The following is a 17,106-nucleotide window of genomic DNA, read 5'->3' on the forward strand; positions in this document are numbered from 1 at the left end:
ATCGGCCCCAGAACTGCGCGTCGCTTGATGGCGATCCCTCGGTGCATCTGCCCCTCTAGGTCGTCTTTCTGGAGCTGGTCCAACGGCAGCTATTGGCGCAACTCCGACGTCAGGCGGGGCCGTTTCCATCATTCGCGCACGTCTACAGAGCCAGTGTGATCGATGCCTTAATGCTGCGCGGGGCGCCTGGGAAGATCCAGAGCGGACTGTAGGAGCTCTGGGCGTAGCGCTCGTCGAAGAGGTTATCGATTTCCAGGCGGGTGCTGACTCTCTCCGTCAGTCCATATTCGACCGCCGCCTTGGCCTTCCAGTAGGCGGGGAGGCGAACCCCGCTGCCGTCGATTGCCGCCGCCCGGTCGCCGGCATAGGCGGCGCCGGCGGTAAGAGACCAGTCCGTCCCGTGAGGCGTACGGAAACGGCCGATGACGAACACAGAGCCGGACTGTTCGGGCACGTTGAGGACATCTTCGCCAGCGAAGGCCGCGTCATCGGTCTTCGCGTCCGTCCATGCGTAATTCGCCACGACCTGCCAAGCCTCCCCGAAGCGAACTGATCCGTCCAGTTCGACGCCGCGCGTGGTCAACCGCCCGACAGGGGCGAGGTAGTTCGGGTCCACGGGGTCATTGGTCAGGATGTTGTTCTTCTCAATGTCGAAGAAGGTCGCCGCAAGATCCAGCCCTTCCCAGGCGCCGGAAAGACCAATCTCATAACCTTGGCCCTCCTCCGGCGCGAAACCGGCGCCGTCGCGCCCTGTGCCGGAGTTTAGAACAAACGAGCGGCCGTAGCTTGCGTGCGCCGTCAGGGCCTCGCTTAGGCGATAGCGGGCCGCGATGCGGTAGTCGATCGGCGCGTCGGCGTTCTCGCCCGCAGCGCCGGTGCGGTTGTTGAGGATGGTCTGGCGATAGTCATCGTATCGAACACCGGCCAGCAAGCTCAGGCGGTCGTTCACCTCCCACAGGTCCTGGACGTAAAGGGTGACGACTTCTCGCGTCTCGAGATTGTCGGTGAAGGGCAGGGGCGTGGGCGCCGAGCCGCCGTAGACCGGATTATGCACGTCAATCGGATAGGGACTGTCCGACGTCGGGTTGATGCGCAGCCAGCGCTCGCCATAGGTCAGGCTGTAGGCCTTGGCGCCGACCTCGAGGTTGTGCACGCCCGCGAAGGCGCGGATCGCGCCGCTGAGCTCCAGCCGGCCGGAGAGGTCTTCGACCGAGAAGTCCCGACCGCGTCGCTGACGCCACAGGGTGTCGCCGACTAGACGGGAGTGATCGCTGGACAACCCGCGCAGGGAACCTCCGCGCCAGGCCAAACCGCCCTTCAGCGTCCAGTCGTCGTTCAGGCGATAATCGCCTGTGACTTGATGGCGCTCATTGCGAAAGCGCGTCGGGCCGTCGCCGGGCTCCCCGAAGTAGCGCGACGGGGGCAAGGCCAGGGCATCGCCGTTGACGGCCGGCTGTCCGCGGTCGAACAGGGTGGTGAAGATGGTGAACTCCCCCACATAGGTCACCCGTAGGTCGTCGTTCGGCCTCCAGGTCAGCGAGGGCGCCACGGTCGTCCGATCAAGCCCGACGTAATCGCGCCAGCCGCTGCTGGTTTCGCCAGCGACCACCAGACGGCCGGCAAGCGTCTCGGACAGCGGCCCTGTCAGATCCAGTTCGCCGCGTCGCAGGCTGAACGACCCCACGGTCGCGATGAAGGCGGCGTCCGCGACGAAGCGCGGCGTGCGGGAGACGATGTTGACCCGACCGGCAGGATCGATGTCGCCGAACAGGGCGCCGGCCGGCCCCTTGAGGACCTCCACCCTTTCCGCCGTCGCCGGATCGCGCGGAGGCGCCATGCCCCGGTTAGCGAGGAAGCCGTCGACGTAGTATTCGGCGCCGCCGTCCGGCGTGCCCAGGAAGCCGCGAATGGCGAAGTTGTCCATGACGCCGCCGCGATTGTTCTGCTGACTGACGCCGCTGACCAGTTCGAGCGCATCGGCGAGGCGGACCGCGCCGACGGCGTGCAGAAGATCGCTTTCGATAGAGCGGCTGGACGGTGACATCCGCTCGGTCGCAGGCCCCGCGCCCAGGGTCAGGTCGCGCGGCGTCCGGCGACCCAGAACCACGATTTCGCCCACTGTCGTGGCCTCGTTCGCCTGGCCGTGTGTTTGATCGCGGGATGTCGCGTCAGCCGCCGCCAGAAGACACAGACTGGCGCAACTCGAAAGCAGGGGCACGGCGACTCCGTTTGTAATGTTATTACATATCGGCTAGTCCCCGGCGCATGTCGATGTCAACCATTACCGCCGCCGGGCATCCTGCGGCTGCCCGCCCCGTCGCCGCCTCGGGGCGCATAGAATCCATAGACGCCCTGCGCGGTCTGGTGATCTTGCTGATGCTGGTCGACCATGCGCGAGAGTTCTTCTTCATCCACGCCCAGGTCTCGGATCCGATGGATGTGACGGCGACCTCTCCGGCGCTCTTCTTCACCCGGCTGACCGCCCACCTGTGCGCCCCGATTTTCGTGGCTCTGACGGGGTTGAGCGCCTGGCTCTACGCCTCGAAGAAGGGCGGCGCACCGGCGGCCTCGGCCTTCCTGTTCAAACGCGGCCTGTTCCTGATCGTGCTGGAGCTGACCCTGGTCAGTTTCGCCTGGACCTTCTCCCTGACGCCGACAACCATCTTCCTGCAGGTCATCTGGGTCATCGGCCTGTCGATGATCGTCCTTGCGGCTCTTGTTCACCTCCCGCGCGGCGTGCTTGTCGCTCTGGGCCTCATCATCGTGCTGGGTCATAACCTACTGGACCCGATCACTGTGGTCGACGGCTCGCCCGGCCATGCGGTCTGGGCCGTGCTCCATGATCGCAGCTATATCGATCTTCCCTGGGGCGGACAGGCGCGGACCTCTTATCCGCTGTTGCCCTGGATCGGCGTCATCGCCCTGGGCTACGCGATCGGGCCCTGGTTCGTCGCGAACGGGGCACAGCGTCGCCGTCGCCTGGTCGTGCTGGGTCTCCTCATGCTGGGGCTATTCGCCGTCCTGAGGACGCTCAACTTCTATGGCGATCATCCATGGACAGTGCAGGCTGACCTTGTGCGTACCATGATGAGCGTGCTGAATCTGACTAAGTACCCGCCGTCGGCCGACTTCCTTCTTGTGACGCTCGGCGCGGGCTGTCTGTTGCTGGCGGGTCTGGAGCGGGCGCCGCAGAGATTGGTCGGCCTCCTCGCCGTTTTCGGCGGCGCGCCGTTGTTCTTCTATCTAATCCACCTCTACGGCCTACACCTGCTCAATCTGGGCGCGCTGGCGCTGTTCGGTCCCAATCAGGGTGAAGTCTTCAGCCTGTCGGGGGTCGGCTGGATCTGGCTTCTGGCTTTAGCCGTCGCGGTTCCCAGCTGGTTCGCCTGCCGCTGGTTCGGCGCGGTCAAGCGGCGCAGCTCGCAGTGGTGGATGAAGTATCTTTGAGCCCAACCGAGCCGCAAGGACCGGTTCGCGAAGGCGTTATGATCGCCTGGGACAGCAGAGGCCCGCCGATCGCGCCGGCGCGGCCTTGCTGAGGTCACACACGCTAATCAGTCGTCGCGACGGGCGCTTGCGCTCCCCGAAACGCCGATGGCGGCAGAAGCGCCTTGGCGGTCGGCGGAAGCCGAGCTTGTGACGCCGGCGGTCGCGTGAGCTTCGCCGCGACTCCGGCGCGGCTGCTCCGTCGAGGCGGTCGGCTGATCCGTCTCCTGCGAGGCGAAAGTGGAAGCGCCGCCGTCTGCTGAGCCGGAGACTGTCCCGCCGCCGGAATTCATAGCGCCGTCCACCAGCCCCGAGCCCTGGCCTCCGAACGAACCCGATGAACCGGAAGCGCCGCCATCCAGGGCGCCGGAGGCTTGACCCTGTGCGGTGAAGACGGCCGAGCCGACGGCGTCGCGGGCCGTTTCGGCAAGGCCTTGACCGCGAGCCTCGGCGCGTCTTGCAGCGGCGGTCGCGCGCGCCTGGGCGCGTTGGGCGCGGCGTTCCGCGCGGGACAGAGTGTCGGCCGTGCGGTCTCGCAGACGCGAACCGTCTACCGCGCCCGTCAGGCCGCCGGTCATCGCGCCGCGGCCGCCGATCCCGCCGGTGAGGCCGCCGACCTGACCGCCCAGGTTGCCGCCCAGCCCGCCGATCAGGCCGCCGGAGCCTCCGAGTATCTGGGCGTTCGCCGCGCCGGCCAGGGTCAGAGTCAGGGCTAGGGCGGTCGCCGTAATTGGGGTCTTCTTCATCGTCTGTCTCCTGCAAGTCGCGGGCTTGTCGCCCTTGCAGGATCCAACGACCCGGCGCCGGCGATTCATCCCGGCGCGCGCAAAAAAACGTCAGCGAGCCAACCGGCCCCTCGCGCCCATGTCGCGGGGCGCGACACGGGAGGCGACGCCGACCAATCCCGCGCCATAGACGGGGTCCGGTCCGCGCGCGCCCAGATCGATCGCCTCACGCTCCAGGGCGGCGACGCCCCGGCGCGCCAGCAGGCCGGCGACGATGGGGGCTGCGAAGGACGTGCCCCGTACGGAGGTCCAGCCCCCGCCCTGCGCCGCCGCGGCCATGTCGGCTCCGGGCGCCGCAAAGTCGACCTGGGCGCCGCGACCGGCCTCGGGCAGGACCCGGTTGCGGCCGTTCACCGCCGTCACGCCGATGACGCCGTCGTAGGCGGCGGGATAAAGGGCGGGGGCGGCGGGACCGTCGTTGCCCACGGCCGCCACAATCATGACGCCGCGCGCGCGGGCCCGCGCGACCGCGCGCTCGACCAGGGCGTTGCGCGGCCCGACAAGGCTCACGTTGACCACTGCGGCGCGCTGTTCGACCATCCACGCCAGGGCCTGAGCCAGGGCGGTGGAGGAGCCGCCAGCCGCCTGTCCGCCATAGATGTCGGCCGCCAGCAGAGTCGCGCCTGGCGCGCCGCCCGAGAAGGGGCCGCTCCGCCCGATCATCAGGGACGCCACCGCCAGTCCATGCGGGCTTGTCCGAGAGGGTCCGGCGAAGCCGCGCTGGATGATCCTCGATCCGGCCAGGGCGGGATGGGTCGCGTCGACCCCTGTATCGATTAGGCCAAGCCGGGCGCCGGTCGCCGACCCTTCGGACGCCTGGACGGTTGACGTCGGCCCACGACGGACCGTCGCGGCTTCGGCCACGCCTGCAGGCGCGTGGATATGGTTGAAGGTGATTTCTGCCGCTGGATCGATCCGCCGTAAGCGCTCCGCGGCTCGGGCCAGAGACATCCTTGGCGGCGGAGCCAGGACCGTGATCGTCAGGTCCAGGGCTTCCATTCGCTCCTCCCGGAGGAGGATGAAGCCGATCCCCTGGGCTTGCGCGCGAGCGGCGTCGGACAGGTCCATGGCCAGAACCTCGCCGGTCACGACCGGCCAGCCCGAAGGATCCCGTTCCAGCGCGCCGCCTGACCGGCGGATCAGTTCGCGGAGGCGCGCCGGCGCCTCAAGCACGCGGCGCACGGTCGGCCGGGCCAGGCGTTCGACGTCGTCCAGGGCGGGCAGGCGGTCGGCGACCCCGCCCGGCAGACCCGGCAGAGCAGGCGTCTGAATCGGCCCGATCTGAGCCCAGGCGGGCGCGGCGGTCGCCAGGAACGCCACACCCGCCCATGCCGTCATTCGCTTCAGCCGCGCCATGTGCGTTTCTCCGATCCGCCCTTGCCTTCGCGAGCGTTCCGCTATCGATATGCCATGGATGAAACGCCTGGGTCCGGTCGTTTCATCCCGTATGGACGAGGAAAACGCTTGGACGGTTTTCAGACGGGGCTGGTCGAGCTTCTGCCGCGGCTTCGCCGCTTTGCACGGGTGCTGCGGCCCCGTGATGCGGATGCGCAGGACCTCGTCCAGCAAACGATCGAGCGGGCGTTGGCGTCGCGGCGCAGCTTCCGAACGGGGACGCGACTCGACAGCTGGGCCTTCACCATCATGAGACGGATCGCCATTGATGAGGCCCGTTCGGCCCGCCGCTGGGGCCGCGTGCTTTCGCCCGAGGATGAAAGCACGGCGCTAGCGCCCGACGCCGCCCAGGCCGATGAGGCCTTGCGCGCGGACGCCCTGGCGGTGCGCGACGCCATTCACGCCCTGCCGGATGATCAGAAGCATGCGGTGGCCCTGGTCCTGATCGAGGGCTTGTCCTACGCCGAGGCGGCCCAGGTGCTGGGCGTGCCCGCCGGCACCTTGACCAGTCGTCTGGTGCGCGGGCGGCAATCCCTTATGCAGACCCTCGCCGCCCAAGGAGTGACGGGATGATCCGCCCCGACGACGAAACCCTGATGCGCTGGAGCGACGGCGAGTTGCCCCAGGAGGAGGCCGCTCGTCTGGAGGCTGCGGCTCTGGCGGATACGGATCTGGCCGCTCGCATGTCGGACCTGCGGCGTTTGCGCAAGGCGACGCGAGAGGCGTTTCCGGCGGCGGTCGATCCGCGCGATCGGGATCTGGCCCGGCTCATTGCGGACGCCCCTGAACGTCGCCCGTCGCCGTTGGCGGGACCGGCGCGACGGCTCGTCGAGGTTTTTACGCCGCGTCGCGTCGCGGCCTGGGGAGCTCTGGCGACCGCAGCCTTCGTGGCGGGGGTGCTCATCGGACCGAACCTCGGCGGCGGCGGGGGCGGTCTGCGCGTGGCGGCCGACGGGACGCTGCAGGAGGCGAGGCTGGTCAGGGTGCTCGACGAACGATTGGCGGCCGAGGGCGTCGATGACGCCGGACGCGCCGTCGGACTGACCTTCCGGGATGGCGAGGGACGGTGGTGCCGGACTTTTCAGGCGCGGAGCGAAGGCATGGCCGGGCTGGCCTGCCGCGAACAGGACGACTGGAAGGTCCAGGTGCTGGCGCCGCTAGGCTCGGTCGTCGGCGAGGTGCGCACGGCCGCTTCTGATACCCCAGAGGCCGTGCTGGCGGCCGTGGACGCTGCAATCGTTGGAGAGACTGCGGATGCGACGATTGAGGCGAAGGCGCGAGATGGCGGTTGGCGGTAGACAATGACGGCAGGTTGAACGGCGGCGCGTTCTGGACGGTCGGACGATATCACGGCCGATATAGCGTTCGAGCGGCTACTCGAAGGGGCTCTTCGATCAACGCAGAACCGGCATGGTTTCCGCCTCAGTCGCCTGCGCATGGATCAACGAGCAAACCCTACGCGCCAACGGCGAGACCAATCGATCCGACATCCTTCGCACCACATTTGCGACCCTTGCGTCATCCGAGCCCGCGCAAGGTTGCCTGTCCGTCGGGAGGCGCGTCAGGCCGTGGACGGCAGGCTCGACCTCCTGCGGACCCGCCCGAACAGCACGGCGATGATCACCGAAAAGGGGACAATCGTGAGCCCCGTAGCCTGAACCAGCATCTGAGGATCGCCTGTCCAGATCGCCCAGTGGGGCAATGCGGACTGTTGCGCCATTATGAAGGCGAGGTGCAGTCCGACGGACGCCCAGATCGTGCTTGTGACGGCGCGGACGATTCCAAGCACCAGGCCAAAACAAGCGATGAAGCTGGCATCGTTCAACGACCCCACGGCGCCTACGGCCCAGGCGAAGAGGGTGAAGATCGCCGTTTGACCTAAAACCGGCGTCCATGGCGAACGGCGGGCTTCAAACACCTGCATCAACCAGCCTCGGAACAGGAGTTCTTCCGGAAGGGCTTCGCTGAGGAAAACGAGGAGCACCAGGTAGGCGATGCCGAGCGCTGCATCCGGCGAGTTGGTGAAGGTGATGTCGACAAGGCCTGTCACTAGCAGCGCCCCGACCGCCACGAGAGCGACGCCCGCATATGCCGCCAAGCCAAGGCCGGTCTGGACGACGGCTACCCTGTTCAACGGAGCAAACGGGACCTGCCATGATTGAAGGCGCGCCATGACGGCGGTGAATCCCACGACACCCCCCGCTACGATCAGCGCGAAGGTCAATCGTTCTCCATGTGCAAATGGAAAGGGCGCTATAGGGCTCAGCATCATCGCCGCGCGCCAGAGGACGATGGCGCCTGCAATCAGCAGGAGTGTTCCGAACAAATCGCTGACGTGTTTGCGCATTCGCCCATTCCCACCAGAAGAAGCACTCAGCTTGCCTGTCTATTGAGACAGGGCGCAACCGTCGCTCGCTGGTCAGCCGCGCAGCTTGATTGCGGCCCGTTGTCGCTAACGCCGTGCGTCCAATCCAAGGCTCCGACCATATTGCGTTGACGTCTGCGCGGCGAGGGATTGGCGGGCGCAGTATGTGACGGTTGCACGGCCGATGATCGGCGTGCGCGGGCTTGGCCGAAACGCCAACGATACAGGCTTGCCATTCGGCACCGGCCAAGGCCAGGAACCCTGTACTTTCGCAACAAATCGCAAGTACGGAACTGGATGGGACTCGGGAGCCATTTCAGTACGGCATTTGGCGCATCGGTGACGTCATGATGCTGTCAAACCTGACTCAGGCCTGGCATTCGGAAAGTCTGCTCTAGGAAGGGCGCGTGCGACGGTGGACTATCGCCGCCGCATAGCCTTCCCGCCGGCCCGGTTTGGCGGTTGCCAACGCTCCGTCCTTTCCCGGTAGAAGGCGCATGACGCAGCATCGGCCGGTCGGGCCTGAGCGCGAACTGTCCCCCTTGGCTGATGTTGAGGGCTGACGGCGATGCCCGGCTCGAGGAGAGCACTGCCGCGATTAGTCCGGAGTGAAATGCAATGGTAGCTCTCGGCGGCGTTGCCGGCCAATCTCGATATGATGTGTGATGATGCGCCAGCAGCGCGGCCCTGCGACTGGCCGGATTGGCGGTTGTTTTCTTGGTCCCGGGGTCAGGTGCGTCGCGAGTGTGTAAGGCCCATCTGTGCTTTAATAATGTCGAGGGAGTTGGCCGCCGTCGACGCGCGCGGCGCGCGGCGCCCAATCCATCTGGCCTGGGATTGAAACTCGCGTCGTGTCGGTAGGGCCTCGGTGTGAGACGGCGAGCGGCCCCTTAAGCGGTAGGGGCGGCGTGAGCGCCGTCGAACAATCTAAAGAGATGCTGAGTATTCGAACGGCGCCACGGCCGCCTATCTATTGACCATTCGATGCGCCTGAAAGTCGCCAGCTTTGCTTCCGTCCAGCCTTGGGACGCTAGGTGGGTCCAAATGCCGGCGTCAGCTGTGGAAACGCCACTCCCCCGCTTGACCGGCGCATTATCTGGATATGGGTTTCGAGGATCATCACGCCCAGAGGGTTGAAAGCCTTTACCCGAAGCTGTGTCACCACCTGGCCGCGGATCGCGGAGTCTTTCAGAGCTTCGGCTGCGGAAAGAACAGCCTCTACGCGAGCGCTGTTGTCGTCGATCGCGCAGAAGTCGACCTCTAGCGGCCGCCCGTCTGTTTCGAGCAAACATGTGTAGCCAGGGGTCATATAGCGCTAAACTCGCGAGAGTTTCCTCGGGCGCGGGAGCGAAAAAATCGTCTTTCATTCCAGCTGTGTGTCAAGTTGATGCGCCTTGTCTCCCGATAATCGTCGAAAAGCTCAGCGTGGGCCGTTCATCCAGTCGTCCGCCCCGAGGTCAAGCTTGATCACGCAAGGCGTTAAAGAGGTGTGGTGCGCTGGGTGTTGATTCCCTTGAGCCTAACCGCCAGCCGTGCAACTGACCCGGGACCCGTTCGATGAAAACGACATCGCCAAGCAGGCTGATAGCCTGTCTGCCGGCAGCGGCCGAAACATCCAATTCATGATTGTTCGCGAGCCGCACCCGGCGACCGCCTCGGGGGAGGAGCGCAATCACATGGGCCGCCATGGTTATTGAGAGGTAGGCCCGAGGGGGTTGCCGCATCGCCGTGATGTGGACTCTAGTCATTCGCTTGTCCTTCGGGCTCCGCCGTGGCGCTGACGGCGCCGATCGGAACGGCGACCCCGTCGACGACGAGCGTCGCCTTCACTCCGGCCTGAATGTCTTCGAGTGCGATGGCGAGCGCGGTTTCGAAGGCGGCGCTTCGATCCATGTAGTCGCCGATATGCCGTCGCGCGCGGCTGACTTCCCATACCCCGCTGCGGGGTTTGACGATGACCGGGATTTCATGGGTTGCGATCGGCGGTTCTGTCCGAGAGGTTGTCGGGGCCGAAGGAGGAGGGCGAGAGAGGAAGCCGCCACGCTGTTCATTGAGTTTGAGCACCTGCCGGATAAAGGCTTCGGCGTAATCCTCAGCATCGGTGTGGTCATGCTGATGGGAGTTTCGGCCTTTGGGCCAGAAGGCCGATGTGAGGCGATCTGCAAGCGAGGGATCGGCCTGCGTCAGCTCCGCCAGGAGAAATTGGAGAATGCGCTCGTGTGCGAGGACGCGACGCTCCAGATCGGTTTCTTGAGGTGGCATTGGGGACGGGGAGAGGTCAAGTCTCCCGCTCGGTTCGGCGCCCGTCTGGAAAAGGCGTGCAGGCGACTCTTATGACAAATAGGAATGCCGCGCACAAAACCAGCGTCACAGCAGATTCCATAAGCGCTATCCGGTGCCGCCAAATCATATTCCGCCGATAGCGGGTTGCGGCCTCATTTGCCGGGGCTCGGCCTGTTAGGGTCTCCGGTCACATGAGAGGCTAGGAACGATGAAAGAATCCAAGGGAAAGCCGAAGAAGGTCAAACCCAAGACCAATGCTTCCAATCCAAGCGTGAAGAACTTGATCGATAAGGCAGCCGCCGGATCGAAACAGTCAAAATAATTCCAGGCCCGCTGGTCAACGGCGGGCCTCCATCATGAAACTGTTGCGATTATTATTTTCCTGACCTTGCGCCGATGATGATCCGCTCCCATATTAAAGCTGTCGATCTTCTTGCGTAACGCTGCTGCCCTTTTCTGCACGACGCACAGAGGTTCAAAAGCCGATCCCATCCAGACCCGACAGGCTTCAGAGGTCTTCTCTGCCGCCAACGCTATATGGAGGTCTGAAAGTGGCTACCGGCACAGTAAAATGGTATAATTCGATCAAGGGTTACGGCTTTATCGCGCCCGACGACGGAGGCAAGGACGTCTTCGTGCACGCTTCCGCAATAGAAGCGTCCGAGTTTTCTTCTCTTAATGAGGGGCAGAAGCTCGACTTCGAGGTCGAACTGGACGCTCGCAGCGGTAAGGAATCCGCAGCCCGCCTTGCGGTGGCGGCCTAGGGGCGACATCGTCTCCTTTCGCGATGACAGGATCTCGTTCGATGGCGTGGTGACCGGCCTGCTTCCTCTGGGAGCACGCCGGGTCAGGTTGGAGAACGGCCATGTCATCACGGTCCTGCCCAGCCTTAATCGACCGCTCAGGACCAGCGTTCTGGGGGACGAGGTCAGGGTTGAGATCGGCTTCAACCAGTTGAGGGGGTGGCGCTTGACGCGTCGCCCCGACCCCCCGGTCGAAGGACGCGCCTATGTCGCCTCTGGCTGAGAAAATCCCTCTGATGAGCGATGCGGATTTGACGGCTTTACGCGTCAATGCTCAGCGGCTGGTTCAGCATGGACTGCCGCCGCAGATCGCTGCGGCGGCCGACATCCTACCGCTGATCGACGCCGAGGCCGCCAGGCGAGCCGCTCTTCCCAGGCCGCCTGCGGTCAAGCCCGTCCGTGCGCCCAGGAGAAGGGCGACCTCGCCAGCGTCGGGGCATCAGACGGCCTTGCCGTCGCTTTCGAAAGACCCTTGATGATCGAAGAGAGTTTCGTGCGCCTGTACGCGCAGGATTTTGTCCAGATGGCCGTGAGATCGGGTCTGGGCCAGGACGTCGACGCCGCCCTGCAACGACGACTGACTGAGGCCCGTATCCATGCGCTCGTCATGGATGACCGTAAAAGCGAGGGCCATCTCGCCGCCCTGATCAGTCGGGTTCGGGACGAGGCGAGCCGGGTCGATGGCCGTGCGATACGCTATGGAGAGGATCCAGCGGCAGCGGCTGAACAGCGCCTGCGTTTCCTCTCAGGCGTCGCCGAGGCCCTGAACGCGCCTCCACCATCGCATTCGCCAGATCGGCTTTCGGCCCGCCGGACGGCCAAGGGCGTGAGTGCCCGCGAATCCACGCCACAGGCGACGACCCAGCATGGCGATTGAAGGCCGCGCGCCGCGGCTGGCGGTGCTGATCGACGCGGAGAACGCCTCTCCGAAAATCGCTGAAGCCCTGTTCACCGAGATCGCCGCTTTAGGCGAAGCATCGGCGCGCCGCATCTACGGCGATTTCGCCAGCCCTCAGATTTCCGGCTGGACGAAGGTGTTGGCGCGGTTCGCCATTCAGCCCCAGCAGAATTTCGCCAACACCAAGGGCAAGAATTCCGGGGACATCGCGCTGGTCATCGACGCCATGGACCTCCTGCATTCCGGCCGGTTCGACGGCTTTTGCCTGGTCTCTTCGGACGCTGACTTCACCCGCCTTGCATCACGCATTCGCGAAGAGGGCGTCGACGTTTATGGCTTCGGAGAGCAGAAGACGCCCGAGAGTTTCCGTCAGGCTTGCACCCGCTTCATCTACACCGAGAATCTGAGCCTTCCCGGTGAAGGGGATGTCGATCCCTCGAAACCCGTGCGCCGCTCTAGCGACAGCAAGCGGAGACCGGCGGAAGCTGCGCGGCTGATCGCCACTGTGATCGCCGACATGGACGAGGACGGAGACGGGTGGGTGGCCGTGGGCGGTCTCGGCAACCGGCTCCGCAACGCCTATCCGGATTTCGACCAGCGGACCTACGGATACGCCAAGCTGTCCGATCTCATTCGGGCGACCGGGCGGTTTGAGGTGCAGACCAGCAGCAGCGGGGTCATGCGCATACGCGATCTGGCCTGACCGGAGCGGCGGATACACACAGCGATAGGTTCGCGATCGATGTCCGCGGTTCTCGAACCGAGCGCCGATGCCCGTCAGCGGTACACCCAGGCGCCCTAATCGAAAGAGAGGATGGGCGCCCGCCCCGCCGCTTGAGACGCTCGGCTCAAGCGCAACAGAAAAACGATCATTGTTCGACAAGCGCGCCAATTGAGGGGGACCGGGGCCCACGTTCGTGCAAGGGTCACGAATGGAGCCCTTGGGACAAGAAGATCAGACGCTAGATGCGCTTTGGCGTGGCCTCTACGGCCAACCGCTAACCGTCAGCGGCGCAACCGAGGCGGCTCTCAAGATCATTCTGGAAACTGTGAGGCCGCCATGTCTGCCAAATCCCGTCGCGGGCCGTCCATCTGGAGGCTGTCGCCCTTTGAGATCACCCTCGTCTTTTTGAGCGTGTCCTGCTTTGCAGGGGCCGCCTGGACCGTTCATCTATCATAGAAGGCGGTGGCGAGACGCCCGAACGGTCTCGGGAGCAACCTGCGCTGAATGAACGGCGTTTAGACTCCCCTCACAGGGGAGTTGTTCTCGTGCACAGGAAGCCGGTGATTGAGAGGGCCCTCGAACTTGCAGAAAGCGGGAGCTTTCGCATTCCCAGTGACGTTCGAAAGGCCCTCGTCAGAGAGGGTTATACCCAATCCGAAATCTACGGACTGGAGGGAAAGGCGACCTGGCGACAGCTACGCGAGAAATGCGCGGAACATTGGCGCCGGAAGGGCGATAATCCCCCTTTGTCGGCCGAGAGCGCGGATAGGCGGAACAACGCCCAGATTGGATAGTTACGACGACCAGCGCCTCGTCCGGCGAGTGCTGGAGGGCCGTTCTTGCGCAAACAAAGGTCCTCTGTTCCCCGATGGTGGCATCTGGCGGCATGGGAAGCGGCGCTCCTGGTCGTGACGCTGTTGTTCGTCGGCTTCATAGGAATCCTCTACGCAGGCTGGATGCATTGAGCCGGTCTCGCGCGGCGGTTGTGTCGGAACTGATAGGGCGCCTAGGTGGTTTAAAGCCGCGCATTCCTTTGAGGTGATGCCGGCGGTCCGGCGCGCAACCACGCACCCCGTGCGACGCACCGGACCGCTACTTACGCCTCTGGCGCAAACTAGCGTTCAGCACCGCCATGTGGTCCGTCCCAACGCCGTGGCCACCGGCGTCATCGCCAATTGAGAGCAAGCCCGTACGGACGTCGCCGACCAGCCAGCGATCGTGGATGATTCCGCATCGAACGGCGAGGCGACGCCGAGCTCGAGACGTCTATCGCCGCGAAGCACTTCGCTACCACCAAGACGTGCTGCTGGAGAATGCTGAGTGCACGCCTAAAGCGGGCGATGAGATTTCGACCCTGAGCGGGCGGTCGCCGTATCGCTCGCCCCAGGCGGCGATCGCTTCGGGGGTCGGTTGGACGAAGGAATGGTGGGACGCCCTGGCCGAGGATATGCGCCATCGCGCCGAAGGCGCCCGCGACGACATCGACATGCTTCCGGCCTGGGCCTTGGCGGCTGGATTGGGCGACCTGCCGGCTGCGATAGGCCACGGGGCGAACGACAGCGACGGCGTCTTTGATGCGCGTCTCGGCGTCAAAACGTTCGGAAGCTGCTGCGTCAGCGAGAGGGCGGCGAGAAGGGGAAGGAGCATGACGGATCAAAATCAGTGTTCAGGCCTGGTTAGTCAGCAGATCCGTCAAGCGGCCAGTTAAATCTCGATCATGCGGGCGGATTATTAGTCGGCAAGGGGCTGGGCATCCGGCAGCGCATTTTGGAGGGCGGCGTTCGTCACGAGAATGGCCGCAACCTGACTCAAGCTTCACTTGAGGTGAGGAGGGGCCTCTCTCTATAGGCTGCGGTCATGATCCCTATCAAGCATAGTCTTACCGCCGGCGCATTGGCCTCATTGGTCCTCTTGTCTCCCGTGACGGTCTCTGCCGCAGAGCGGCCTGATTTCGCGCCTCTTGAAGCGCAACTCGTCAGGGCGTGCGAGGCCGGTGAATTTTCCGGGGTGCTCGCTGTGGCGCGGCGCGGCGAGATGCTGTTCCAGCATGCCTGTGGCCAAGCCGATCCCGTCAACGGCGTCGCCAACACGCCCGAAACCCGGTTCAAGATCTTTTCGACCAGCAAGTATCTGACGGCCATCGCCATCCTGCGCATGTGTGAAAACGGCGAGATGGATCTCGACGCGCCGATCGGTCGCTATCTCGCCGATGCGCCTTCGAACTGGGCCGGCGTCACCGTGCGGAACCTGCTGAACCATACCTCGGGTCTGCCGGACCTGACGGAGGCCATACTGGCGCGTTTCAGCGTCGATCACCCGACGGCGATGAAGGCGGTTCTGACGGATCTCCCGGAGGACGCGACTCATCCTCTGGAAGGACCTGGCGAGAACTTCCGGTATAATAATTTCGGATTCGAGCTTCTCGCGCATGCAGCGGCTGCGACCCGTGGGGCGCCCTTCGGCCACATCCTCGAAGAGCTAGTCCTCAAACCGGCAGGTATGACGACCGCTAGCGTCGAGGTGCCAAATATGGTCGCTGGTCATCCGGTGGGGGTGCAGGAAGAAGGTTTGGCCATCGGATATAACGGCGCGCCCGGCGCTCTTACCCAGGCCCAGAATTGGGCCTTTATTCAACTTGGCGCGGGGGCGGTTCGCGCCAACCTTGCAGACATGCTTGCGCTCGACCGCGCCTTGGAGGAAGGCCGATTGCTGAAGCCGGAAAGCCTGGCCGAGATGCGCGCGGCGCCGGTCGTGAGCCGGGACGGCAAGGCTGTGGTTGGCCCCAAGGGGTATGGGTTGGGCGTGGTAGTTTCCTCGGCGGCTGGTCAGACCATGGTCGGGCACAGCGGCGGCACTAACGGCTATATCGCTGACTTCGAGCAACTGCCGGATCAGGACGCCGTGCTTGTCATTCTTACCAATCGGGGATTCACCCGTCTCCAGCCTCTTCGTGAGCAGGTCGGGCGGGCTTTCACGGCAGTTCCTACGGGCGCGACCGCTTAAGAAATCCGATTTGGCCAGCACGCCTATCGAAGGCATTTCTCATCGTCGAGGGAATAGGCGCGCTGCGGCGCTCACCAAAATCCCTCTGCGGTCGGTGCCCCCATCATCGGGTGGCGCCGGAACGGTAGTGGTGTTCATGAACACACCATAAGCGTGAAGCAGCAAAGGTCCGCAACGGGCGAGCCGGGCCCTAGGCACACTGCCGGAAACCGGACAAACGCGCGAGGATCAGAAGGTCGCCTTTCGGACGGGCCGTCCATGTCTGCTTGTGGCGCCGGACAACCTATCCATTGGGGCTCAGCGGCCGCTACCGTGCGAGCGGCTTGATCCGCTCGCGCATGGCGACCAGTTCGCCTACGATCTGCTCGGTGGAGTATGTAGATGTCGGTAAGGCCAATCGACCGGCCAGCGATGGCGCGATCCTGACGACATCGTCTTGCGAAAGACGGTGCCAGATTGGGAGCAGTCGACCCGAACCAGACAAATCTCGCTGTACGATGGCGTCGAGTTCGTACTGCGTCCAAGGCCTATCGAAGAAGTTCGGAGAAAGCACGACGACGCCGAAGTATGAGCGCCGTAGGCCATCGTCGATCTTTTGGCGAATAGAGTCGCCCCAAACCAACTCGGAACTGTCGTACCAAACTTGTAGGCCAGCGGCCTCCGCTCGGCTCACCAGCCCATCGACAAAGTCTTTCTTGTCTGCCGTCGCATGCGAGACAAAGAGATCGTAGGGCGTCGACTGGCCTTCTGCGTTTTCGACGACAAACGGCTGAGTGGCTTCGGCCTGACGCTCAATGGCCGCCGTTAGCTGCGCTTTCAGGCTGGCCAAATCCTTGGCCAGAGACACATTGGCGGCCCGCAGCTTCTGGCGGGCGTCTTCATCGGCCTTCCGATGCCGCTCGTGAGTGACTGCCTGATCCTTGCGTTGCTTTTCTTCACCGCGGAATACGCGTTCCTGCGCGCTTGTGAGGTCCGCCATCTTGCGAGAAATGTCGATACCGTATCGAGCAGCCCTATCTTGAGCGCCCTCGACATTCTTGGCCTCGCGATCAGCGGTGCTGAGATAACTCTTTGCCGACGACGGACTGCTAGCCCGAGATGCTGAACCTATGGCCGAGTTCATGTTCTTGGTTGCTTGCGCGACCTTTCGCATCTCGTCAGCCTGCTTGCGCTGAAGGTCATTCAAATCCTTCTGGAGGCGGGCAACGGTTGACCGATCCGAACTCAGAGACATTCAATCCTACGGCTTTTGTGACGCGAGAGCGGCAGCAAAACGCTATTGATCGCTCAAGTCTATCGTAGTTTGGCTCAGGCTTGTTCGGAAGTCCGCTTCGCGGACGGCGGCCGATGTCCGTTCATGGCGC

The 17,106-nt window shown here is 64.3% G+C and carries 15 protein-coding genes; 9 read left to right on the forward strand and 6 right to left on the reverse strand.

Annotated features, from left to right (window positions below; all coding sequences use genetic code 11):
• Positions 1-142: 142 nt before the first annotated feature.
• Positions 143-2,218, reverse strand: coding sequence for a TonB-dependent siderophore receptor (locus ACWGL1_RS05345; protein ID WP_452111374.1), 2,076 nt, complete (start codon positions 2,216-2,218; stop codon positions 143-145).
• Positions 2,219-2,271: 53 nt separating this feature from the next.
• Here ACWGL1_RS05345 and ACWGL1_RS05350 point away from each other — a divergent pair, with 53 nt between their 5' ends.
• Positions 2,272-3,447 carry a DUF1624 domain-containing protein gene (locus ACWGL1_RS05350; protein WP_452111375.1) on the forward strand — a complete coding sequence of 392 codons (1,176 nt, stop codon included), beginning with the start codon at positions 2,272-2,274 and terminating at the stop codon, positions 3,445-3,447.
• A gap of 107 nt (positions 3,448-3,554) precedes the next feature.
• Here ACWGL1_RS05350 and ACWGL1_RS05355 read toward each other — a convergent pair whose 3' ends face one another.
• Positions 3,555-4,232 carry a hypothetical protein gene (locus ACWGL1_RS05355; RefSeq protein ID WP_452111376.1) on the reverse strand — a complete coding sequence of 226 codons (678 nt, stop codon included), beginning with the start codon at positions 4,230-4,232 and terminating at the stop codon, positions 3,555-3,557.
• Between the two features lie 90 nt (positions 4,233-4,322).
• A complete protein-coding gene (locus ACWGL1_RS05360) occupies positions 4,323-5,627 on the reverse strand; it encodes a S8 family serine peptidase (RefSeq protein ID WP_452111377.1) in 1,305 nt (434 codons plus the stop codon).
• 108 nt (positions 5,628-5,735) lie between these two features.
• On the opposite strand from ACWGL1_RS05360, the gene ACWGL1_RS05365 reads away from it, so the two are divergent.
• Together ACWGL1_RS05365 and ACWGL1_RS05370 are read left to right on the forward strand one after the other, a co-directional pair.
• Positions 5,736-6,239, forward strand: coding sequence for an RNA polymerase sigma factor (locus ACWGL1_RS05365; protein ID WP_452111378.1), 504 nt, complete (start codon positions 5,736-5,738; stop codon positions 6,237-6,239).
• Entirely contained in the window at positions 6,236-6,964 is a 729-nt protein-coding gene (locus tag ACWGL1_RS05370) for a hypothetical protein (protein WP_452111379.1), read from the forward strand. The genes ACWGL1_RS05365 and ACWGL1_RS05370 overlap by 4 nt, the downstream gene beginning before the upstream one ends.
• 263 nt (positions 6,965-7,227) lie before the next feature.
• Here the strand turns inward: ACWGL1_RS05370 and ACWGL1_RS05375 are convergent, their stop codons facing one another.
• Positions 7,228-8,013 (reverse strand): CPBP family intramembrane glutamic endopeptidase, encoded by a 786-nt coding sequence (locus tag ACWGL1_RS05375; protein ID WP_452111380.1) that lies wholly within the window; start codon positions 8,011-8,013, stop codon positions 7,228-7,230.
• 1,550 nt (positions 8,014-9,563) lie between these two features.
• Here ACWGL1_RS05375 and ACWGL1_RS05380 point away from each other — a divergent pair.
• Positions 9,564-9,728: a hypothetical protein gene (locus tag ACWGL1_RS05380; protein ID WP_291783412.1), complete on the forward strand. Its 165-nt coding sequence runs from the start codon at positions 9,564-9,566 to the stop codon at positions 9,726-9,728.
• A 43-nt stretch (positions 9,729-9,771) separates the two neighbouring features.
• Here ACWGL1_RS05380 and ACWGL1_RS05385 read toward each other — a convergent pair whose 3' ends face one another.
• Positions 9,772-10,293 carry a hypothetical protein gene (locus tag ACWGL1_RS05385; protein ID WP_452111381.1) on the reverse strand — a complete coding sequence of 174 codons (522 nt, stop codon included), beginning with the start codon at positions 10,291-10,293 and terminating at the stop codon, positions 9,772-9,774.
• A gap of 572 nt (positions 10,294-10,865) precedes the next feature.
• Between ACWGL1_RS05385 and ACWGL1_RS05390 the strand changes: the two genes are divergently transcribed.
• The 5 genes from ACWGL1_RS05390 to ACWGL1_RS05410 all read left to right on the forward strand — a co-directional run bounded on the left by ACWGL1_RS05390 (position 10,866) and on the right by ACWGL1_RS05410 (position 15,742).
• On the forward strand, positions 10,866-11,078 hold the full coding sequence (locus tag ACWGL1_RS05390) for a cold-shock protein (protein ID WP_112999684.1): 213 nt from the start codon (positions 10,866-10,868) through the stop codon (positions 11,076-11,078).
• A gap of 514 nt (positions 11,079-11,592) precedes the next feature.
• Positions 11,593-11,994 (forward strand): hypothetical protein, encoded by a 402-nt coding sequence (locus ACWGL1_RS05395; protein ID WP_452111382.1) that lies wholly within the window; start codon positions 11,593-11,595, stop codon positions 11,992-11,994.
• Positions 11,995-12,016: 22 nt separating this feature from the next.
• Entirely contained in the window at positions 12,017-12,718 is a 702-nt protein-coding gene (locus tag ACWGL1_RS05400; protein WP_452111383.1) for an NYN domain-containing protein, read from the forward strand.
• A gap of 1,321 nt (positions 12,719-14,039) precedes the next feature.
• Entirely contained in the window at positions 14,040-14,447 is a 408-nt protein-coding gene (locus ACWGL1_RS05405; RefSeq protein WP_452111384.1) for a hypothetical protein, read from the forward strand.
• 149 nt (positions 14,448-14,596) lie between these two features.
• Positions 14,597-15,742, forward strand: coding sequence for a serine hydrolase domain-containing protein (locus ACWGL1_RS05410; protein ID WP_291783397.1), 1,146 nt, complete (start codon positions 14,597-14,599; stop codon positions 15,740-15,742).
• A gap of 307 nt (positions 15,743-16,049) precedes the next feature.
• Here ACWGL1_RS05410 and ACWGL1_RS05415 read toward each other — a convergent pair whose 3' ends face one another.
• On the reverse strand, positions 16,050-16,976 hold the full coding sequence (locus tag ACWGL1_RS05415; protein ID WP_291783393.1) for a toll/interleukin-1 receptor domain-containing protein: 927 nt from the start codon (positions 16,974-16,976) through the stop codon (positions 16,050-16,052).
• Positions 16,977-17,106: the final 130 nt, after the last annotated feature.

This window comes from Brevundimonas sp. NPDC055812, assembly GCF_053616535.1.

Bases quoted from the DNA above. Each gene is read 5' to 3' on its own strand.
- ACWGL1_RS05350 (WP_452111375.1), top strand. From the start codon at position 2,272: ATGTCAACCATTACCGCCGCCGGGCATCCTGCGGCTGCCCGCCCCGTC.
- ACWGL1_RS05355 (WP_452111376.1), bottom strand. From the start codon at position 4,232: ATGAAGAAGACCCCAATTACGGCGACCGCCCTAGCCCTGACTCTGACC.
- ACWGL1_RS05360 (WP_452111377.1), bottom strand. From the start codon at position 5,627: ATGGCGCGGCTGAAGCGAATGACGGCATGGGCGGGTGTGGCGTTCCTG.
- ACWGL1_RS05370 (WP_452111379.1), top strand. From the start codon at position 6,236: ATGATCCGCCCCGACGACGAAACCCTGATGCGCTGGAGCGACGGCGAG.
- ACWGL1_RS05375 (WP_452111380.1), bottom strand. From the start codon at position 8,013: ATGCGCAAACACGTCAGCGATTTGTTCGGAACACTCCTGCTGATTGCA.
- ACWGL1_RS05385 (WP_452111381.1), bottom strand. From the start codon at position 10,293: ATGCCACCTCAAGAAACCGATCTGGAGCGTCGCGTCCTCGCACACGAG.
- ACWGL1_RS05395 (WP_452111382.1), top strand. From the start codon at position 11,593: ATGATCGAAGAGAGTTTCGTGCGCCTGTACGCGCAGGATTTTGTCCAG.
- ACWGL1_RS05410 (WP_291783397.1), top strand. From the start codon at position 14,597: ATGATCCCTATCAAGCATAGTCTTACCGCCGGCGCATTGGCCTCATTG.
- ACWGL1_RS05415 (WP_291783393.1), bottom strand. From the start codon at position 16,976: ATGTCTCTGAGTTCGGATCGGTCAACCGTTGCCCGCCTCCAGAAGGAT.